Genomic DNA, 15,244 nt, shown 5'->3' on the forward strand with positions numbered 1-15,244 from the left:
TCATCTCAATCCGTTGCCCCGACCTCTGTGGCCGGAGTTATTACCGTTGCCCGGCTTTTCTGTTGCCATGTTTTGCGCCCATACCTGACCCTCCATGGTCATCGGCTTGATGTGACCGTTACGGAAATGGCAATAACCGTTCTGGGGTTCGCCCCGACGGCGCTTGCCGTTGATCAGCTCAATGGTGTCGCGCATCGGAGTCTGGCTGTCGTACACCGCATCCCGGTACACGAATACGATCTTGTCGGCGTCCTGCTCGATAGCGCCGGAGTCGCGCAGATCGGCCATCACGGGGCGCTTGTCTTGCCGCTGCTCCAGTCCCCGGTTAAGCTGGGCCAGGCAGATAATCGGCACCTTGATTTCCTGCGCCAGGCGTTTGAGTCCGCCGGTGATCTCGGCAATGGCCAGATCGTGGCGCATGTTGCCGTTGAACTTGATAAGCCCCAGGTAATCCACGATGACGGCGCCGGTGTTCGGATGCCGTTTGGCGAACTTGCGTGCCTGGATGGCAATGTCGTCTACCGTCACGCCCACGGACTGACTGATGAAAAACGGCTTGCCCTGGATGTGCCTGGCCGCCTTGCCCATCAGGGCAGCAGGGGTGTCTTCCTCAAAGGCGCGACCATTGTTCACGTCGTCCACACTTAGGCCCGCTTCCGCCAGCAGTACCCGCTCGGCTATCTGGGTGTCGTCCATTTCCAGCGAGAAGAACAGCACCGGCTTGTTGCGCTCCAGGGCGATATCAGAGGCAACGGTCAGGGCGCACTGTGTCTTGCCCATGCCCGGCCTGCCGGCCACGACAATCAGATCCGTTTCACCGATAGGGCCGAAGGCGTCGGCCACACCAGCCATGCCCAGCATCTGCCCCTGAGTGGCCCGTCCCTCGTACACTGCCATTTGGTGGTCGAAGTATTCACTCAGCACGGCGTCCAGTTGGCGCGGCTCCTTGCCTTCCGATAAATCCACCTGACCCATGATAGCCTTGACCGACTCCAGCGCCTGACGGGTGTCTCTGGTATCCAGAATCGCCTGCTCAGCCTGCTTGATCAGCGCCAGAGTGCTGTTCAACCGGTGCAATTCCATGATGCGGCTGGCATAGGCCTTGATATTGGCCGAGCCCATTGCTTCCTTGTGCAGGATCTCGGTGAAGCGGCCCAGACTCAGATCGGCCCGCATCAGCTCGATGGCCTCGTACACATGCATCGGGTCCACTTCCTGGCCGTTGCTGCGGCAGCGTTGGATGGCGGCGTACAGGATGCGAGGCTCCTGGTAGCGCAGCATGTCAGGGCTGATCAGGCTCAGCGCTTCCTGGGCGTCCAGGTTGTAGTTCTGCACCGCGCAGCCAAGCAGGCTGATTTCCCAGTGCTGGGTATCGATTTGGTCAAGCATGGTATTTTTCCTCGATCACCTTGGCGAAGTTGCTCGGGCGCACCAGCCACTCCAAGTCGGCGCGGAACGGCGGCTTGCCGTGACTACCGTCGGTTTGGCCCATCAGGAACGGGCTTTGGCGAACGTACTCGAAATACCGCTCCCAGAAATCCAAAGTCTGGCGATTAGCCTTCTCGTTCCAGCGGGCCTGAATGTACTTGCGCCGAGTGTCGGTCAGCATCTTGACCTCGGGCAGTTCAGGCAGAACCCGGTGATACAGCGCCACGATGGCGGTTACCGGGCAACGGGACTTTTGGGGATTATCGGTTTGCTGAGATTCGACTTGCTGGGATTGGCTTTGATTTCCCTGTTGCGGTTCGTCGCTGGCCGCCGGCAGGCGGTCGCCCTCACCTTTAGGTGAGTTAGTAATGGTTATATGGTTGTTCTGTGTGTCGGGTAAAGTGTCGGGTAATGTGTTGCTGATGCCATTCAAACCCGCGCCACCACTGGCGTTAGATGTGTCGAGTAATGTGTCGGGTAATGTGTCGCCCGACACATTCTGATAAGCGGTGTAATTGAGAATAGTTATCAACAAGTAACCATTACGACCGGAATGGCTTTCCACCGAAATCATGCCTTCATCCTGAAAAAACTTCAGGCGCCGGCGAACGGCTTCTTTGCTCATCGCGCGGTTATCATCATCCCGGATGTTATCACCCAGAATGTTGTACGTGGTCGTCAGTTGACCGGGCTCCAGCGTAATGCGCTGCCCCATAAACACGACCTCTTCACGCTCATAGCTGGCCTGACACAGCAGCTCAATCCACAGGGCTCGGCGGCTGGCGATGCTCAGGCGGGCGTCCTTGCGAATGCTGCGATACAGGGCCACAAAACCGCCCCTGCGATTCTCTTTCACGCGGCCTCCACTGGTCGGGAACTGAACGATGTTCAGCGCTGGCTGGCTCATGCTGCGGCCCTCGCTTGCTGGGTAACGGTGAACTGTTGCACACCTACGGAGGCCAAGGCATCGGCAACACTGATCATGCTGGGGTAAGTGGCCAATTCGCCGCCCTGCCCCACAGTGAAAATGTCGATGCCGTCATTGGCGGTGTAAACAGTGACGGCGATTGTCCAGCCCTGCACCGACTCGCAGTGCATCGCGTGAACGTGGCGCAGGGCCAGATCATTGAGATGGAGCCGAATGTGCTCCAGTGAACGGATTTTCATGTTCTGCGCTCCCCTCAACCGGCCTTGTACGACGCCAACAGGATGACGAATAACGCCAACACCTGTCCCGCTTGGCTCACCCGTTCCGAAAACAGCACGGGGCGACCTTTTTGCAGCGTCAGCCATTGAGAATTTGTGATTTTTTCGCTATGGTTTTGCATATCAATCAGCCTTGATTGGTTATTGACTAAGCCCGCATCGCCGCCAAGCATCAGCGGGCTTTTTCTTGCCCAGAATTTACGCCCGCCTGCCGGGCAGATCCCGCACACTGGCCGCCACGTCGGCTTCCAGGTTCATCAGCTCTCTCACTGCGCTCTGCACGGCACTGGTAATGGTTTTGTGCTCCTGCGGATCGATCACCCCGTCCTTGCGCGCCAGGCGCAATTCCTGAAACACCGCGCCCATCACTTCGTTAACCAGCATCACCTGATCGGCCAGCTCTTCGTCGGTGGACTCACCAGACGGCACCGAGACCAGCGCCTTGCCCCGGCTGTGGGCCCAGGCTTCCAGAATGGTGTCGTCGTCGGCCAGCTCGGTAATGGCCACGGCCTCGGCCAGGGTCAGGTGGTGGGTGTCGCAATCCGGGTTCAGCTTGTTGCTGAGAATGTTGCCGCTCTTGCCAAGCAGCCGGGCCAGCTCACTGATGTTGTGCTGCTGGCCCAACAGGTAAGCGGCCGCCATGGGGTCTCCGGGTGAAACCCGTTTAGTGGCTCTCGTGTTTTTCTTGCTGGGTACTGTCATCATTACCTCAATGCGGATTGGGTCAGGCCGCGGTTGGTGAGCCAATCGGTCGAACTTCAAATGCTTCGATAAACTCGCCAGTTTTTTCATCGATATGGACGAATATCCTTCGGTCACTCCTGAGCATTTGGGACAAGCCACTTTGGGTGACGCCGATCTTCTTGGCGGCGGCTTCTTGGGTGAGGCCGCTCACAAACTCTTTGAGAGGGAGCTCAGTCATGGTGTTAACCTCTGCTAATTCAAACACCACAGATAGTAGCAGCGCTAATTATACAGAGCAACACAAAAACATCACCGATGTTTGCGAAAATATAAGCGTTACTGATAAAAAGGGGGTTATGAGCGAAACCATGAAACGCCGCCCTCTCAGTGATGCAGAGAAGGCCGACGCAGAACGTTTAAAAAGCATCTATAACCGCCGCAAGCGAGAGCTGGCAGGATCAGGCGTAAGGCTGACCCAAGAAGAGCTGGCGTCTCGCTGTGGCTGGGCAGGTCAAAGCGCCGTAAGTCAGTATCTGAACGGCCGCGTTCCCCTCAACATCGAAGCTGTCATGAAATTCGCAAGAGAGCTGGGTGTTGAGGTGGCTGACATAAGCCCAAACCTGGCCAATGCTCATGGATTGCTACCAGGTAAAACCCCCATCAAATCCCCTAAGCATGAAGTGACCATGTTCGGAGAGCTCGATCCATGGGACGACTCAACACCGCTTGGGGCAGATGAAGTGGAGCTCCCCCTGTACAGAGAAGTTGAACTGGCTGCCGGCGACGGCCGCACCCAAGTAGTTGAAAATGGCGGTGCCAAATTGCGCTTTAGTCGCCGCACCCTGAGCAGTGCAGGCGTGATGAAAGAGCATGCGGCCTGCGCCTATGTCAGTGGCAACAGCATGGAGCCGGCACTGATGGACGGCAGTGTGGTTGGCATTAATAAACAAGACCTCCAGATCCGCGACGGCAAGGTCTATGCCGTCGACCACGAAGGCATGCTGCGGGTAAAGCAAGTCTTTCGCCTACCTGGTGGCGGCATCCGACTCCGCTCATTCAACATTGATGAGTTCCCCGATGAGGAATACGGCCCTGGATGGCCTGAGTACATTAGCATTATTGGCCGGGTATTTTGGTCAAGCACTATGTGGTGAATAACTATAAATAGTGAGCATGAATATGATTGTAATTAGAAGTACAGGTGGCATCGACAAATCTAAGTCTTGGGAACAAATTACATCTGATCAGTCATTTGTTCTTGACCTTAATCCTAAGCAAGAAAAATTACTGTCAATTTTTGGCTACTATGAAATAGCTGACAAAAAAAGGTGTGGACTCTCCACATGTCACGCGCCCCACATCAAAGGTTATCTGGTAACCACCGAGAGTGGAGTAAAGACTAACATTGGACATCAATGTGGAACCAATCACTTCAATATAGACTTTCAGCAACTCGTCAATGACTTCCATAAGTTCATGGAGTTCGAGGTAGCAAAAGAAACGATATTGAAAACAAAGTCAGAGTATAGCGAAACGAAAGATAAAATAGACAAAATATTGAATGGCCAACGTGGTGCAAAATGGGCAAACAAAAAGCTTAGCCAAACCTTCGACAAATCAAAGGTTGGAGAATCTGCTGCAAAAATCCTCTCGGACCTGCGAAGATCAAGCAGTGGCGAACTTTATATTCAAGGCAAAGCTTCAGAAGCTGAAGTCGAGATGCAGCTAAAAAACAACCCCAAAATGCATCGTGATGATGCTAAGTTTATCGATCGTTCTGTTGGGATAGTCCAATATGTCGATGTCATAGTAGAGCGGGATAAGCTTAAGAATCTTCTGATAACAGACTCGCTTGAAGTACTCAATGCTGTTTTCCAATGTGACATAGGAAATACATCGACCCCAGATTTAAAATCATTAGCAAAAAAAGCCAATCAGATACAAAAAAATATTTCCGAATCTGAAACGTTCGTTTTGAGAGCCAAGAAATTTTTAGCACATGAAAACCTAAAGCCCATTAGGCTTAAGCTTGAAAAAGATAAACAGTATTCAATAAAAGACAGTGAACACTTTATCACATTTTTAGAGTCGATTTATAAAGATTAATTTACATTTCCATTTTCTAATCCACGGGTAAAGCCACTCAGAAATGCCATGTTGTAGAGTTCAACAGCCCACCATATCAGTTGATCGGGCATTTCTTGTGGTAGCCTCATTACTTCGTATCCTGTATCAATGTGACATACATAAAACCCCTCACTATCCTCTTCAATTGAGAACGTGTTTTTGTTAATAAAGTACCGTTCAGCCTCGGCATAGGCTGATGACCTTTTGATGGCTTCATCAACTGTCTCTGCTCGCACGGGGTTCTTCATGCTCCCTCTCCCACATCAAAACGCATCACAATTTTACTCACCAAGTAACACCAAAACCAATAAAAAATAAACACCTAATAATCAACAACTTATGCAAATTCGTCAGTTTTAACACCATTTTTATTAGCAAAGCTGTTGACCACAACTTAGTAGCAGGACTACTATCCACATCAACAGCAGCGCCGGCCATCCCGGGAGAGCTGCACCGCTCTTTAACAATCTGGCCCGTGCGATCCCCTCGCCATCCCCAGGCAGCCATGTCTGGCCCCGCCCCGGCTCGCCGGACGCGGTAATAAGGGGGAAAGACCTGAGCCGAGGGGTACGATCCCGGGCGGCGTAAGGCAGAGATTGCAGTATTCATGCGGGGTGCCTTAACCAGCAGGCGAACGGAGCTGTACGCCGCATGTCTTAATAGCCAGTGACCACGGCGCAATACTGATTAAGCGTCGTGCAGGAAGCTCCACAGCCACACAACAAACGACTCTAAAGCCTGCAATCAGTAGCGGGCGATAGAGCGCCGGAACAGCGAAGGGTTCCCGTTACCCACTGGCGTATCAGTGGGCATCGGCAAGAGTCAGGGGAAAACCGACGCGGAGCAACGTGCAGTCAGTGCGACTTTCACGCCGAACGGGCCATAGGGATTAAAGCATCCATCTGCCTGGCTCTTGACCGATGAACACCATGTGCACCCGCCCAGCTGGAGGTGGCGGTTTCAGTAACGTCGGCAGTTTCGGCCACCCAACTCCTTTGCACTACGTTAGCGGTCCCGGGTGGTGACGAAACCGGATGCCTCCACGTCACGGAGGTCATTTTCAATGTAAGCGAGCACCGATACATGAAACGTGAAAACTCAAAATGCCCTATTGAATTAAGCGGAGCGCATGACCGAACAACTCGGAGCGAAACTGGCCGTGCTGGAGGTGGAACTCAATTTTATAAACAGTGCTTCGATTGTGGAAAGTTCGTACCAAAAAGCATGTGGGTACCGAAAAGCCACCCAACACGCATGGGCGCGATGTGCCTTGAATGCCTAAGCGGATATGACGGACCGGAGTACCACTAGAACGAGAAAAGACAGCGTAACCGGCACACAACGGCAAGCCTTCCTCTTTAACTCCACCTCTTCACTGGCATTAAGACTGGAGGGGAAGGCTTGACCGGTGTGACCCACCCCATCAGCACAGCGCCCGGCGCATTCAATGAAATTGTTATGCTGACATTCCATTATCCGTTACCTGGTGCCGAGTGCGCCGGACTCTGTGTTGAAACCCACCTTCCCGCCTCGCTGGCGGGCTTTTTATACCCAAACGGAGGCCACATGCAGCCCATTACTCGGCCGTCATTAGCCGACGTTGTATCCGAACTCAAAGCCGAAGGCTGGCAGCGCAGCTGTAAACGCCGCACCGCCCCCTTTGAATTTATCCATAACCACCACCCACGGCTCGCCGCCATTGCCCAGCAGTTGCCCACCGGCAAGGGTCGAGCGGACTACCGAGCGCAATAAAGAGGGCCAACTCATGCAGCACATGCAAAGCAGCTACAGCCGCCACCCCCTGCCGCCCACCGCCGCCACCCTGGCCCGCCGTAAAGACCCGGAGCAGGCCGAGCGGGAAGCGCGGGAAGCCTGCTGCGACCAGCACCTGGCCGAACAGCTGGCCGGCTTCGCCAGGTACCCCATGGGTGAGCACCGGGAGGACGGGTTCAGCCTCTGGCACCTGTTCGCCGAGCGCCAGTTCGAACGCGGCGAACCGATGGAGCAGCCACTGGCCCGACTGCTGGCCGTCTTTACCACCATGAGCTCCGCCGCCATTGACGGGCTAAGGGATATCGACAGCAACCTGGCCGACGTGGCCCTGCTATTGCGGGACGACGTGCGCGACCTGCTGCTGGAAGAGGCTGCTGGGGAGTTCGATTCACGCAAGCCGCAGGAGCCGGACTATGACTGACCTATCCATTCCCGGCATTCACTACGGCCTGAGCAACGCCGACTATCACCGTAGCCCAGGCATCAGCAACAGCGGCCTGGGGCTGATTGACGAGTCCCCCGCCACCTTCATCTGGAGCCGGGATGCACCGGTAGACGAAGAGAAAACCAAGGCGCTCGACATGGGCACCGCCCTGCACTGTATTTTGCTGGAGCCGGACGAATTCAAAGACCGCTTCATCATCGCGCCGGAATTCAACCGGCGCACCACGGCAGGCAAGGCGGACGAGCAGGCGTTTCTGTCCGAGTGTTCAGAACTGGGCAAAATCATTATGACCGCCGAAGAGGGGCGCAAGCTCAGCCTGATGCGGGAAAGTGCCCTGGCCCACCCGGACGCGCGCTGGTTACTGGAGGCAGACGGCCAGGCCGAGGCCAGCATTTACTGGAACGACAGCGAAACCGGTGAGCTGTGCCGCATCCGCCCCGACCGAATGATCGGCAATCGCCCCATCATGGTGGACGTCAAGAAAGTGGACGACATGAGCCGCTTTGAGCGCCACGTCATCGAATTTGGCTACCACCGCCAGGACGCCATGTATTGCGACGGCTATCAGGCGCACTTCGGTGAAGAACCCCTGTTCTTATTCCTGGTGGTCAGCTCCAGCGTGAACTGCGGTCGCTACCCGGTACGGGTCCGCCCGCTGGATGACGACCTCAAGCAGATGGGCCGCGAGCTGTACCGGCGCAACCTCAATGAATACCACCGCTGCCGCGTCGAAGACGACTGGCACGACTTCAAACCCATCATCTGCCCGCGCTGGGCAAGGAGTTAACCCAATGAGCAACGTTGCAACCACGGTGGAGCCCGGATCCGTCGCATCTTTCTACAACATGATGGCGCCGGAGATTGAAAAGCAGGGCATCTACTCCCTGCTACCGGCGCACGTCACCCCGGAAGTGTTCGTCAGGGCCGCTGCGGTCGCCATGGCCAAGAATCCGGATCTGGCAGACGCCGACCCCGGCACCGTCATCATGGCACTGTCCGACTGCGCCAAAGACGGCCTGATACCGGACAACCGCGAGGCCGCCCTGGTGGTCTACAACTCCAAGATGAAACGCAACGGCCAGGACACCTGGGTAAAGAAAGCCCAGTATCTGCCCATGGTCGATGGGGTGCTGAAGCGGGCCCGCCAGTCCGGCCAGATAGAGGTGATCGCCGGAAAAGCCGTATTCGACGGCGACGAGTTCGATTACTGGATGGACGAGAACGGCGAGCACATCAATTACCGTCCTAAGCTGGTCGGCCGGGGCGAGTTCATCCTGTCCTTCGCCTTCGCCAAGCTGAAAAGCGGCGAGCTGATTGTGGAGGTCATGACCAAGGAGGAGGTGGACCGGGTACGCGGTGCCAGCAAGGGCGGCCAGTACGGTCCCTGGAAAGACTGGTACGACCGCATGGCCGTCAAGAGCGCCCTGCACCGGCTGGCCCGCCGCCTGCCCAACGCCTCCGAGCTGATGGATATGCTGGAGCGCGGCCAGGTGATGGACTTCCACAAAGAGAAGGACGTCACCCCGCCCGCCAGGCCGGCCGCGACCATAGACCACCTCAAGGCCGCCATCGACGGCAAGCCAGAGCCACAAGCCGGCGCCGAGCCAGAGCCGCAATGGAGCCAGCAGCAGCAGGACCATTACGACGACTTGCTGGGCAAGTTTGAACTGGCAGAGAGTCAGGAGCAGTTAAGCAAGCTGGCCAACGAGCTGGCCACCCTGGGCGACCTGCCCAACGGCTACCGCAATCAGGCCATGGATGCCTACCGGGCCCGCAAGGCCGAGCTGGACGCCATCCCCGCCGAGTAATCATCATCACAGAGGGCCAACCATGACTGAGCAAACCACCGAACTGGCATTGCCGGAAATCACCGCCGACCTGGCGCCAAAGATTTACACCACCGGGGGCCTGACCCCCTTTATCGAGCGAGTAGCCGATCAGGTTAAGGGCGAAGTGCCCGACCTCAGCACCAAGAAGGGTCGCGCACGCATCGCCAGCCTGGCCATGCAAGTGTCCCGCAGCAAGACCGCCGTCGAAAAGCCGGGCCGCGACTACCTCAAGCACCTGAAAGAGCTACCCAAAACGGTAGAGTTGGAGCTGCGCGAGTTCGTCAAGCAAATGGACGCGCTGCGTGATGAAGTGCGCGCCCCGCTTAACGAGTGGGAGGCGGTAGAGAAGGCCCGCACCGATTCGCTCAATGAGCGCCTGCAGGCAATACGAGAGTGGGACCAAAACGCCGGCGAGTTAACGGCGGCCCAGCTCTATATGTCGATTGAAAACCTCATGTTGGTGGATGTCAGCACCATGGAAGAGCTGACAGCGCAGGCCGCAATAGCGAAAGAGGCGTCAATCAAGCGACTGACCGAAGCGCGCGAGGCGGCAATAACGAAAGAGGCCCAGCAGGCCGAACTGGAGCGGCTGCGCCAAGAGGCCGCCCAGCGCGAGCAGCAAGAGCGCGAACAGCGGATCGCCATCGAGGCCGCCGCCAGAGCCAAGGCCGAGGCAGAGCAGGCAGCAAAAGCCGAACGGGATGCCGCCATGCAGCGCGAAGCCGAGTTAAAGGCCCAGGCAGAGCAAGCGCAACGCGAAGCACAAGCCGCCGCAGAGCTGGCCGAGCAGCAAGCCATCAACGCAAGGCGACAGGCCGAACAAGATCGCATCGACGCTGAACAGCGAGCGCAGCAACAACAGCAGCAAGCCATCGAGGCCGAACGCCAGCGCGTAGCCGCCGAGCAATTGGCGCAGCAGCAAGCAGCGGAGCAAGCCCAGCGCGAAGCGGCAGCCAAGGCCGCCAATGTCGAGCACCGCAAGCAGGTGAATAACGCCGCCCTTATCGACCTGATGGCACACACCGACCTGACCGAAGAACAGGCCAAGGCCGTGATCTGCGCCGTCGCCAAGGGCCAGGTTCCCCACATGACCATCACCTACTGACCACAGGGGCGCAAGCCCCTTCCCTGGAGAAGAAATGCCTGAGTCACCCGTTATCCATGTGTCTGACATAAGCGCAAAAATCAAAGAAGTAGAGCAAGCCTTTCGCCGCTATCTGGACGAGTTCGGCATTAACGAACCAGTGAACATTATCAACAACAGCGGTGGCAAAGACAGTGGCGCCACCGACCTGCTGGCAATGGCCATTACCGGCGGCGCTTACCGCTCCGTAGCAGCCGACACCGGCAACGAACACCCCATGACCATCGAACACCTCAAGACCCTGCACGAACAGCGGCCCGATAAAGGCCCGGTGGTTGAGATAGTGTCTGCCGACTACCCGGAGGAAATGTTTGCCAAGCGGCGGGAAGCCATCAGCAAGGGGTGGCGTAAAAAACAGATGGTTCGAGCCGGATCCTATCGGGGGATCCTCATGCCTTCGCTATCCAGAGCCGACACCAAGTTTGCAGAGAACTGGCGCAGTGCCGCCAAGGCGATGGGCTGGGGTGATTACGACACACCGCTTGATGCCGCGCTGTCCGCCCTGCACAGAACGGGAAATCCGTTCCTCGATATGGCATTAACACACGGCGGTTTCCCGCTCGGTCGGCAGCGGTTTTGCACCGACGAGCTGAAAATGAAAGTGGTGCTGGATCGGGTGCTGACCCCGCTGATTGAGGCGGGCTGCGATGTGGTGCAGTGGTCCGGCGTTCGCGGTGACGAGTCGGACAAGCGAGCCGGTTATACCCGCTTCGAAGAAGACCGGCGCGACGATAGTGGTCAGCTGTATAACTTCCTGCCAATCCACCAATGGACTGCCGCCGACGTGTTCGCGCTGTACCGTCACTTTGGCGTGAAGCCAAACCCACTGTACAGCCAGGGCATGGGCCGAGTCGGTTGTATGCCCTGCATCTTGGTCAAAAAGGAGGAGCTGGCCGAAATTGCCGCTCGATTCCCCAGCGAGATCGAGCGGGCAGCCGAATGGGAGTTGCAAGTGGCGAAAACCTCCCGCTGGATACACTGGATGATCGTTGGCCACGTCAACAGGCGGCAGTTCAAGCCCGTGCAGCGGCAGATACGCATCACCCCCCACCTCGATGAGGATTCAGGGGAAGAAGTTAACACTGCGACCGATAGTCGCCCGGCCCGGTTGGGCATTAACACCCGTCTGCCACATCGAGATTATGAGCTAGAAGTCGAGGCGTACCAAGGCACCAGCATGCTGGGACCGAGAGGTGGCGTGATTGGCGGCAGCGTACATGATGCCGTCGATTGGTCGAAGACCGGCCGAGGCGGCAAGGTCTATGACCTGGTGACCGCATCTATCAACGCTGAATCCTGTTCAAGCAAATATGGACTCTGTGAATAACCCAACGCCCTGGAGGCCACATGACCGTACAACGAGCCAACCCCGCCGACCTGCGCAACGCCTTGTCGGTGGCGCAAACCTTAGCCAATGCCGGCATCGATTTTGTCCCGGTGCCGGTGGCAGACAACGAAAGCAAGGCGCACCTGGTCGAGATGGCGACTGCCAGCCTTGCGGCGATCGAGATTGAAGCGGCAGCGGGTGATGAATGCACACCGTAGAGCAAATGCACCTGCCAGACAGCCCCCAGCTGCTGGCCATTGCCATGGCGGACGAAAAAGGCCGCCCCTTTATTATCGACGGATTCGAGTACGAGCTGGCCAGCTACCAGCCACTGCCGGAACACCGGCCGACCCGGGTTCGAGTGACGATGAGGATCACATGCACAACATCATCACCCGCGAGGACGCGCAAGATCGGGAACTGACCTACTACTACACCGGCGAGCCCTGCAAGCGCGGCCACACCGACTATCGCTATGTCGTTAACCGCCGCTGTGTGCAATGCACCCGAGAGCGGGACAGCAAGCGCAGCCGCAGCGTGTTCAACACCATCCAGCCCAGCAACGTCCGCCAGCGCGCCGCCGCCATCGAGCATCAGCGCGAACTGACACAGATAGAGCAGGAATACCGCCTGTAACCCCTTCTCTCCCAAAAAATCAGAGGACCAAACATGCGCACCGACCAACAGCTTCCCACCGCAGACACCCGCTCCGCCGTTATCGATATCACCGCCGGCCAGCAATGGCCGAGCGAAGAGCGCATTGAGCAGATAGGCCAGAATGGCAACGACGGGCTGCATTACGACCTGCAGTGCCTGTACGACACCGAGGCCCGACTGGAACGCGGCCTGGAGAATGTGCGCGAGCAGATCCGAGAGTTCATTAACACCCGCAACCTGAATAAGGGGGCGAAGTGAGCGAGAAAATAAGTCGCGACTCGTGGGCGACGCCCCTGCCGGTGTACATGGCGATGGAAGCCGAGTTCGACTTTGCCGCGGACATTTGTGCCAGCGATCGCAATGCCAAACATCCCATCTACCTCACCGAGGCAGACGACACCTTGAACCATGAGACCCTGCAGCGCATGGCCGGGCTCATCCCCGCCGGCAACTATGTGTGGTGCAACCCGCCCTACTCCGACATTGGCCCCTGGGTCACCGCCGCCATCGTGCTGCAGGACATGGGTATAGGCGTGGTGATGCTGGTGATGGCCGACAACTCCGTGGGCTGGTATGCCAAGGCCATTGAGTTCTGCCAAGAGGTTCGCGAGGTCATCAAGGGCCGCATTTCCTTTCTGGAACCTGAGACCGGCAAGCCGGTGAGCGGCAACAACAAAGGCAGTTTGTTCTTTGTGTTCGACCCCTATGGCCGCCAGCAACTGCCCCGTCGCACCTATGTGGAGCGGGACGCGCTGATGGCCAAAGGTCAGGCCTTGATGGAGCAGCCGGTGCTGCTGTTTCAGGAGGCCACATGCGCCGCCGGGTAAGACTGTGGTACTGGCACCAGAACAAGGAAGGCAGTAATGCAAAAACCCAAGAACAAAAAGGCGGTGCGAAAACCGCATAACCCGCACGAACGCAAACGCCGGCAGGCCGAGCAACTGGTAAAGGGGTTCGGCGTGGCTTACGTCACCGGCCGCGATACCTGCGACATTGTTGACCTCATCGCCAATAAAGCCTTTCCGGCCACCCTGATCCAAGCCAAAGCCATGACCGAGTTTGCCCACAAGTGGAGCATGCTGATCGTCGCCCTCGGCATTGATGACCAGGGCCGCAAATACCTCAAGGCGGAGCAGCTGTTTCTGCCCGACCGGCGCAAGCAGTGCGACCTGGCCGCCGGTTTTAACGACTACCACCAGCAATTTATCAAGCAATCCATGAATCCCAACCATCTGGTTGGTGCCGCCTGGATAGGCTCGCCCGAAGGGAGCGAGATATCCATACAGCAAGCTGATGCCATTTTTACCGCCCTGGGCGCCTGGGGCGACACCACTGCGCATGCCGCATGACCACAGAGGACCAACCATGAAACTGAACCCCATGAAGAACCTGATCATCTTTTCCTCCAAGCTGCCCGCCGCCAAGGAGCTGCGCCAACACCTGGAAAAGCTGCCCTACACCCGAATAGCGGAAACCGAGCTGGAACGCGCCGGCTTTATGCCGCACCACACTACCCAGGATCTGGTTTCGGAGTTCCCCGGTGGTTACTCGTTCATGCTGGGCCATGAAGAAAAGGTGTTGCCGGCGTCGGCGGTTCGCTCCGAATGCGATCGCCGCATCAAGGAAATTCGAGATCGGGACGGCGAGGAAGCCATGGAGGGGTTTGATTTTGACAACTTCAAAGAGATCACCAAGCAGGAGCTAATCAAGCGCGCCCTGGTTAAGTCCACCGCCATTCAGGCCTATTACCACATCGAGAGCGAGCGGCTGTTTGTGGCCACCGCCAGCAAGCGCATGGCCAGTGTGTTAATGGGCCAGCTGGTCAAGGTAATGGAGGCAGTAGAGACCAAGACTATCCATATCAATGGCGCCAAGCGCGGACTCACCGCCCGACTGATCACCCGCATTCAAAACGATCACGATGCCCTGGACGCCTTTGGCATGTTCGAGGTGGGCGAGTATTGCCGACTGACGCGCACCCAAGATGGCCATAAGGAGGTGATCAATTACACCGGCATTGACGTGGCTTCCTGTGACGAGCTGCTGGAGCGCCTGGATAGCAACTTTCAGGTGGAGACACTGGCGCTCAACTGGCGTGGCCTGGGCTTCAAGATCACCCATGACTTTATGCTGAAGGGAGTGAAGTGGGCCGACACCGACGAGCCGGACTTTGCTGATGCTATCGAAGCCTGGAGCCACGACGCAGCGGTCAAAGTGGAGCTGTTGAGCAGCGCAACCAAAGAGCTGATCACCATCATGGAATACCGCGAAGAAAGCGAACAGGAGCAAGCCGCATGACTGCACTATCACATGAGCTCCGCAGCTTCTGCGTGACCATGGACATTGATAACGGCATTCTGAGCCGAGCCAGACGCCCGCGCGAGCTGGATGACATTTTCATAGACAGGGGAACGCGCCGAAGCATGACCGGCGAGGAAGTGCTGCAGATGGGCCGAGACCTGAAAGCCAAGGGCTTCGAGGTGGTACCGGTTTGTGACCACCATGACGAGAAAGGTGACTGCCTGGGGCACCCGGTTGAGCCGGAGGAGAAACAGTGAGCAAGGTCACCCGACTTAACCCTGACTTTTCCGCCAGCAGGCCAGCACCGAAGCCCATTGTTAGAC

Annotated in this window: 22 protein-coding genes; 15 read left to right on the forward strand and 7 right to left on the reverse strand. The window is 57.2% G+C overall.

Going from position 1 to position 15,244, the window contains the following annotated elements:
- From ACLEIV_RS01340 to ACLEIV_RS01365, 6 genes are all read right to left on the reverse strand, one after another.
- Entirely contained in the window at window positions 1–1,389 is a 1,389-nt protein-coding gene (locus ACLEIV_RS01340) for a replicative DNA helicase (protein ID WP_410454865.1), read from the reverse strand.
- Window positions 1,382–2,335 carry a hypothetical protein gene (locus ACLEIV_RS01345; protein WP_410454866.1) on the reverse strand — a complete coding sequence of 318 codons (954 nt, stop codon included), beginning with the start codon at window positions 2,333–2,335 and terminating at the stop codon, window positions 1,382–1,384. Before ACLEIV_RS01345 ends, ACLEIV_RS01340 begins: the two co-directional genes overlap by 8 nt.
- A complete protein-coding gene (locus ACLEIV_RS01350; protein WP_410454867.1) occupies window positions 2,332–2,595 on the reverse strand; it encodes a hypothetical protein in 264 nt (87 codons plus the stop codon). The genes ACLEIV_RS01345 and ACLEIV_RS01350 overlap by 4 nt, the downstream gene beginning before the upstream one ends.
- 14 nt (window positions 2,596–2,609) lie before the next feature.
- Complete coding sequence (locus tag ACLEIV_RS01355) at window positions 2,610–2,807, reverse strand: hypothetical protein (protein WP_410454868.1); 198 nt, start codon at window positions 2,805–2,807, stop codon at window positions 2,610–2,612.
- Between the two features lie 25 nt (window positions 2,808–2,832).
- Window positions 2,833–3,276 (reverse strand): phage regulatory CII family protein, encoded by a 444-nt coding sequence (locus tag ACLEIV_RS01360; RefSeq protein ID WP_410454869.1) that lies wholly within the window; start codon window positions 3,274–3,276, stop codon window positions 2,833–2,835.
- Between the two features lie 82 nt (window positions 3,277–3,358).
- Window positions 3,359–3,556, reverse strand: a complete 198-nt coding sequence (locus tag ACLEIV_RS01365; protein ID WP_410454870.1) for a Cro/CI family transcriptional regulator — start codon at window positions 3,554–3,556, stop codon at window positions 3,359–3,361.
- Between ACLEIV_RS01365 and ACLEIV_RS01370 the strand changes: the two genes are divergently transcribed.
- Together ACLEIV_RS01370 and ACLEIV_RS01375 are read left to right on the forward strand one after the other, a co-directional pair.
- On the forward strand, window positions 3,555–4,472 hold the full coding sequence (locus ACLEIV_RS01370) for a LexA family transcriptional regulator (RefSeq protein WP_410454871.1): 918 nt from the start codon (window positions 3,555–3,557) through the stop codon (window positions 4,470–4,472). The two genes, ACLEIV_RS01365 and ACLEIV_RS01370, sit on opposite strands and share 2 nt — an antisense overlap.
- 19 nt (window positions 4,473–4,491) lie before the next feature.
- The gene (locus tag ACLEIV_RS01375) at window positions 4,492–5,424 is read left to right on the forward strand and encodes a hypothetical protein (protein WP_410454872.1); all 933 of its coding nucleotides are present in this window, start codon (window positions 4,492–4,494) and stop codon (window positions 5,422–5,424) included.
- On the opposite strand, the gene ACLEIV_RS01380 is transcribed toward ACLEIV_RS01375, so the two are convergent.
- Window positions 5,421–5,693: a hypothetical protein gene (locus tag ACLEIV_RS01380; protein WP_410454873.1), complete on the reverse strand. Its 273-nt coding sequence runs from the start codon at window positions 5,691–5,693 to the stop codon at window positions 5,421–5,423. The two genes, ACLEIV_RS01375 and ACLEIV_RS01380, sit on opposite strands and share 4 nt — an antisense overlap.
- A 1,318-nt stretch (window positions 5,694–7,011) precedes the next feature.
- Between ACLEIV_RS01380 and ACLEIV_RS01385 the strand changes: the two genes are divergently transcribed.
- From ACLEIV_RS01385 to ACLEIV_RS01445, 13 genes are all read left to right on the forward strand, one after another.
- The gene (locus tag ACLEIV_RS01385) at window positions 7,012–7,197 is read left to right on the forward strand and encodes a hypothetical protein (RefSeq protein WP_410454874.1); all 186 of its coding nucleotides are present in this window, start codon (window positions 7,012–7,014) and stop codon (window positions 7,195–7,197) included.
- Between the two features lie 13 nt (window positions 7,198–7,210).
- The gene (locus tag ACLEIV_RS01390) at window positions 7,211–7,639 is read left to right on the forward strand and encodes a hypothetical protein (RefSeq protein WP_410454875.1); all 429 of its coding nucleotides are present in this window, start codon (window positions 7,211–7,213) and stop codon (window positions 7,637–7,639) included.
- Complete coding sequence (locus tag ACLEIV_RS01395; RefSeq protein ID WP_410454876.1) at window positions 7,632–8,450, forward strand: PD-(D/E)XK nuclease-like domain-containing protein; 819 nt, start codon at window positions 7,632–7,634, stop codon at window positions 8,448–8,450. Before ACLEIV_RS01390 ends, ACLEIV_RS01395 begins: the two co-directional genes overlap by 8 nt.
- Window positions 8,451–8,454: 4 nt before the next feature.
- On the forward strand, window positions 8,455–9,471 hold the full coding sequence (locus tag ACLEIV_RS01400) for a recombinase RecT (protein WP_410454877.1): 1,017 nt from the start codon (window positions 8,455–8,457) through the stop codon (window positions 9,469–9,471).
- A 22-nt stretch (window positions 9,472–9,493) separates the two neighbouring features.
- On the forward strand, window positions 9,494–10,597 hold the full coding sequence (locus ACLEIV_RS01405) for a hypothetical protein (RefSeq protein ID WP_410454878.1): 1,104 nt from the start codon (window positions 9,494–9,496) through the stop codon (window positions 10,595–10,597).
- 34 nt (window positions 10,598–10,631) lie between these two features.
- Window positions 10,632–11,963, forward strand: a complete 1,332-nt coding sequence (locus ACLEIV_RS01410) for a phosphoadenosine phosphosulfate reductase domain-containing protein (protein ID WP_410454879.1) — start codon at window positions 10,632–10,634, stop codon at window positions 11,961–11,963.
- A 20-nt stretch (window positions 11,964–11,983) separates the two neighbouring features.
- On the forward strand, window positions 11,984–12,181 hold the full coding sequence (locus ACLEIV_RS01415) for a DUF1382 family protein (RefSeq protein WP_410454880.1): 198 nt from the start codon (window positions 11,984–11,986) through the stop codon (window positions 12,179–12,181).
- A gap of 160 nt (window positions 12,182–12,341) precedes the next feature.
- Entirely contained in the window at window positions 12,342–12,599 is a 258-nt protein-coding gene (locus ACLEIV_RS01420; protein ID WP_410454881.1) for a hypothetical protein, read from the forward strand.
- A gap of 33 nt (window positions 12,600–12,632) precedes the next feature.
- Complete coding sequence (locus ACLEIV_RS01425) at window positions 12,633–12,878, forward strand: hypothetical protein (RefSeq protein ID WP_410454882.1); 246 nt, start codon at window positions 12,633–12,635, stop codon at window positions 12,876–12,878.
- Window positions 12,875–13,447, forward strand: coding sequence for a phage N-6-adenine-methyltransferase (locus ACLEIV_RS01430; protein ID WP_410454883.1), 573 nt, complete (start codon window positions 12,875–12,877; stop codon window positions 13,445–13,447). Before ACLEIV_RS01425 ends, ACLEIV_RS01430 begins: the two co-directional genes overlap by 4 nt.
- Window positions 13,448–13,483: 36 nt before the next feature.
- Window positions 13,484–13,969, forward strand: a complete 486-nt coding sequence (locus ACLEIV_RS01435) for a hypothetical protein (protein WP_410454884.1) — start codon at window positions 13,484–13,486, stop codon at window positions 13,967–13,969.
- Window positions 13,970–13,985: 16 nt separating this feature from the next.
- Entirely contained in the window at window positions 13,986–14,918 is a 933-nt protein-coding gene (gene rdgC / locus ACLEIV_RS01440; RefSeq protein WP_410454885.1) for a recombination-associated protein RdgC, read from the forward strand.
- Window positions 14,915–15,178 carry a hypothetical protein gene (locus ACLEIV_RS01445; RefSeq protein WP_410454886.1) on the forward strand — a complete coding sequence of 88 codons (264 nt, stop codon included), beginning with the start codon at window positions 14,915–14,917 and terminating at the stop codon, window positions 15,176–15,178. Before rdgC ends, ACLEIV_RS01445 begins: the two co-directional genes overlap by 4 nt.
- Window positions 15,179–15,244 lie beyond the last annotated feature (66 nt).

Origin of the sequence: Oceanisphaera submarina (genome assembly GCF_046521305.1) — a bacterium.
Taxonomy (GTDB): Bacteria; Pseudomonadota; Gammaproteobacteria; order Enterobacterales; family Aeromonadaceae; genus Oceanimonas; species Oceanimonas submarina.

Bases quoted from the DNA above. Each gene is read 5' to 3' on its own strand.
- ACLEIV_RS01350 (WP_410454867.1), bottom strand. From the start codon at position 2,595: ATGAAAATCCGTTCACTGGAGCACATTCGGCTCCATCTCAATGATCTG.
- ACLEIV_RS01420 (WP_410454881.1), top strand. From the start codon at position 12,342: ATGCACAACATCATCACCCGCGAGGACGCGCAAGATCGGGAACTGACC.
- ACLEIV_RS01380 (WP_410454873.1), bottom strand. From the start codon at position 5,693: ATGAAGAACCCCGTGCGAGCAGAGACAGTTGATGAAGCCATCAAAAGG.
- ACLEIV_RS01370 (WP_410454871.1), top strand. From the start codon at position 3,555: ATGGTGTTAACCTCTGCTAATTCAAACACCACAGATAGTAGCAGCGCT.
- ACLEIV_RS01340 (WP_410454865.1), bottom strand. From the start codon at position 1,389: ATGCTTGACCAAATCGATACCCAGCACTGGGAAATCAGCCTGCTTGGC.
- ACLEIV_RS01355 (WP_410454868.1), bottom strand. From the start codon at position 2,807: ATGCTTGGCGGCGATGCGGGCTTAGTCAATAACCAATCAAGGCTGATT.
- ACLEIV_RS01435 (WP_410454884.1), top strand. From the start codon at position 13,484: ATGCAAAAACCCAAGAACAAAAAGGCGGTGCGAAAACCGCATAACCCG.
- ACLEIV_RS01365 (WP_410454870.1), bottom strand. From the start codon at position 3,556: ATGACTGAGCTCCCTCTCAAAGAGTTTGTGAGCGGCCTCACCCAAGAA.
- rdgC (WP_410454885.1), top strand. From the start codon at position 13,986: ATGAAACTGAACCCCATGAAGAACCTGATCATCTTTTCCTCCAAGCTG.
- ACLEIV_RS01390 (WP_410454875.1), top strand. From the start codon at position 7,211: ATGCAGCACATGCAAAGCAGCTACAGCCGCCACCCCCTGCCGCCCACC.
- ACLEIV_RS01405 (WP_410454878.1), top strand. From the start codon at position 9,494: ATGACTGAGCAAACCACCGAACTGGCATTGCCGGAAATCACCGCCGAC.
- ACLEIV_RS01345 (WP_410454866.1), bottom strand. From the start codon at position 2,335: ATGAGCCAGCCAGCGCTGAACATCGTTCAGTTCCCGACCAGTGGAGGC.
- ACLEIV_RS01385 (WP_410454874.1), top strand. From the start codon at position 7,012: ATGCAGCCCATTACTCGGCCGTCATTAGCCGACGTTGTATCCGAACTC.
- ACLEIV_RS01400 (WP_410454877.1), top strand. From the start codon at position 8,455: ATGAGCAACGTTGCAACCACGGTGGAGCCCGGATCCGTCGCATCTTTC.
- ACLEIV_RS01360 (WP_410454869.1), bottom strand. From the start codon at position 3,276: ATGGCGGCCGCTTACCTGTTGGGCCAGCAGCACAACATCAGTGAGCTG.
- ACLEIV_RS01410 (WP_410454879.1), top strand. From the start codon at position 10,632: ATGCCTGAGTCACCCGTTATCCATGTGTCTGACATAAGCGCAAAAATC.
- ACLEIV_RS01395 (WP_410454876.1), top strand. From the start codon at position 7,632: ATGACTGACCTATCCATTCCCGGCATTCACTACGGCCTGAGCAACGCC.
- ACLEIV_RS01415 (WP_410454880.1), top strand. From the start codon at position 11,984: ATGACCGTACAACGAGCCAACCCCGCCGACCTGCGCAACGCCTTGTCG.
- ACLEIV_RS01445 (WP_410454886.1), top strand. From the start codon at position 14,915: ATGACTGCACTATCACATGAGCTCCGCAGCTTCTGCGTGACCATGGAC.
- ACLEIV_RS01425 (WP_410454882.1), top strand. From the start codon at position 12,633: ATGCGCACCGACCAACAGCTTCCCACCGCAGACACCCGCTCCGCCGTT.
- ACLEIV_RS01375 (WP_410454872.1), top strand. From the start codon at position 4,492: ATGAATATGATTGTAATTAGAAGTACAGGTGGCATCGACAAATCTAAG.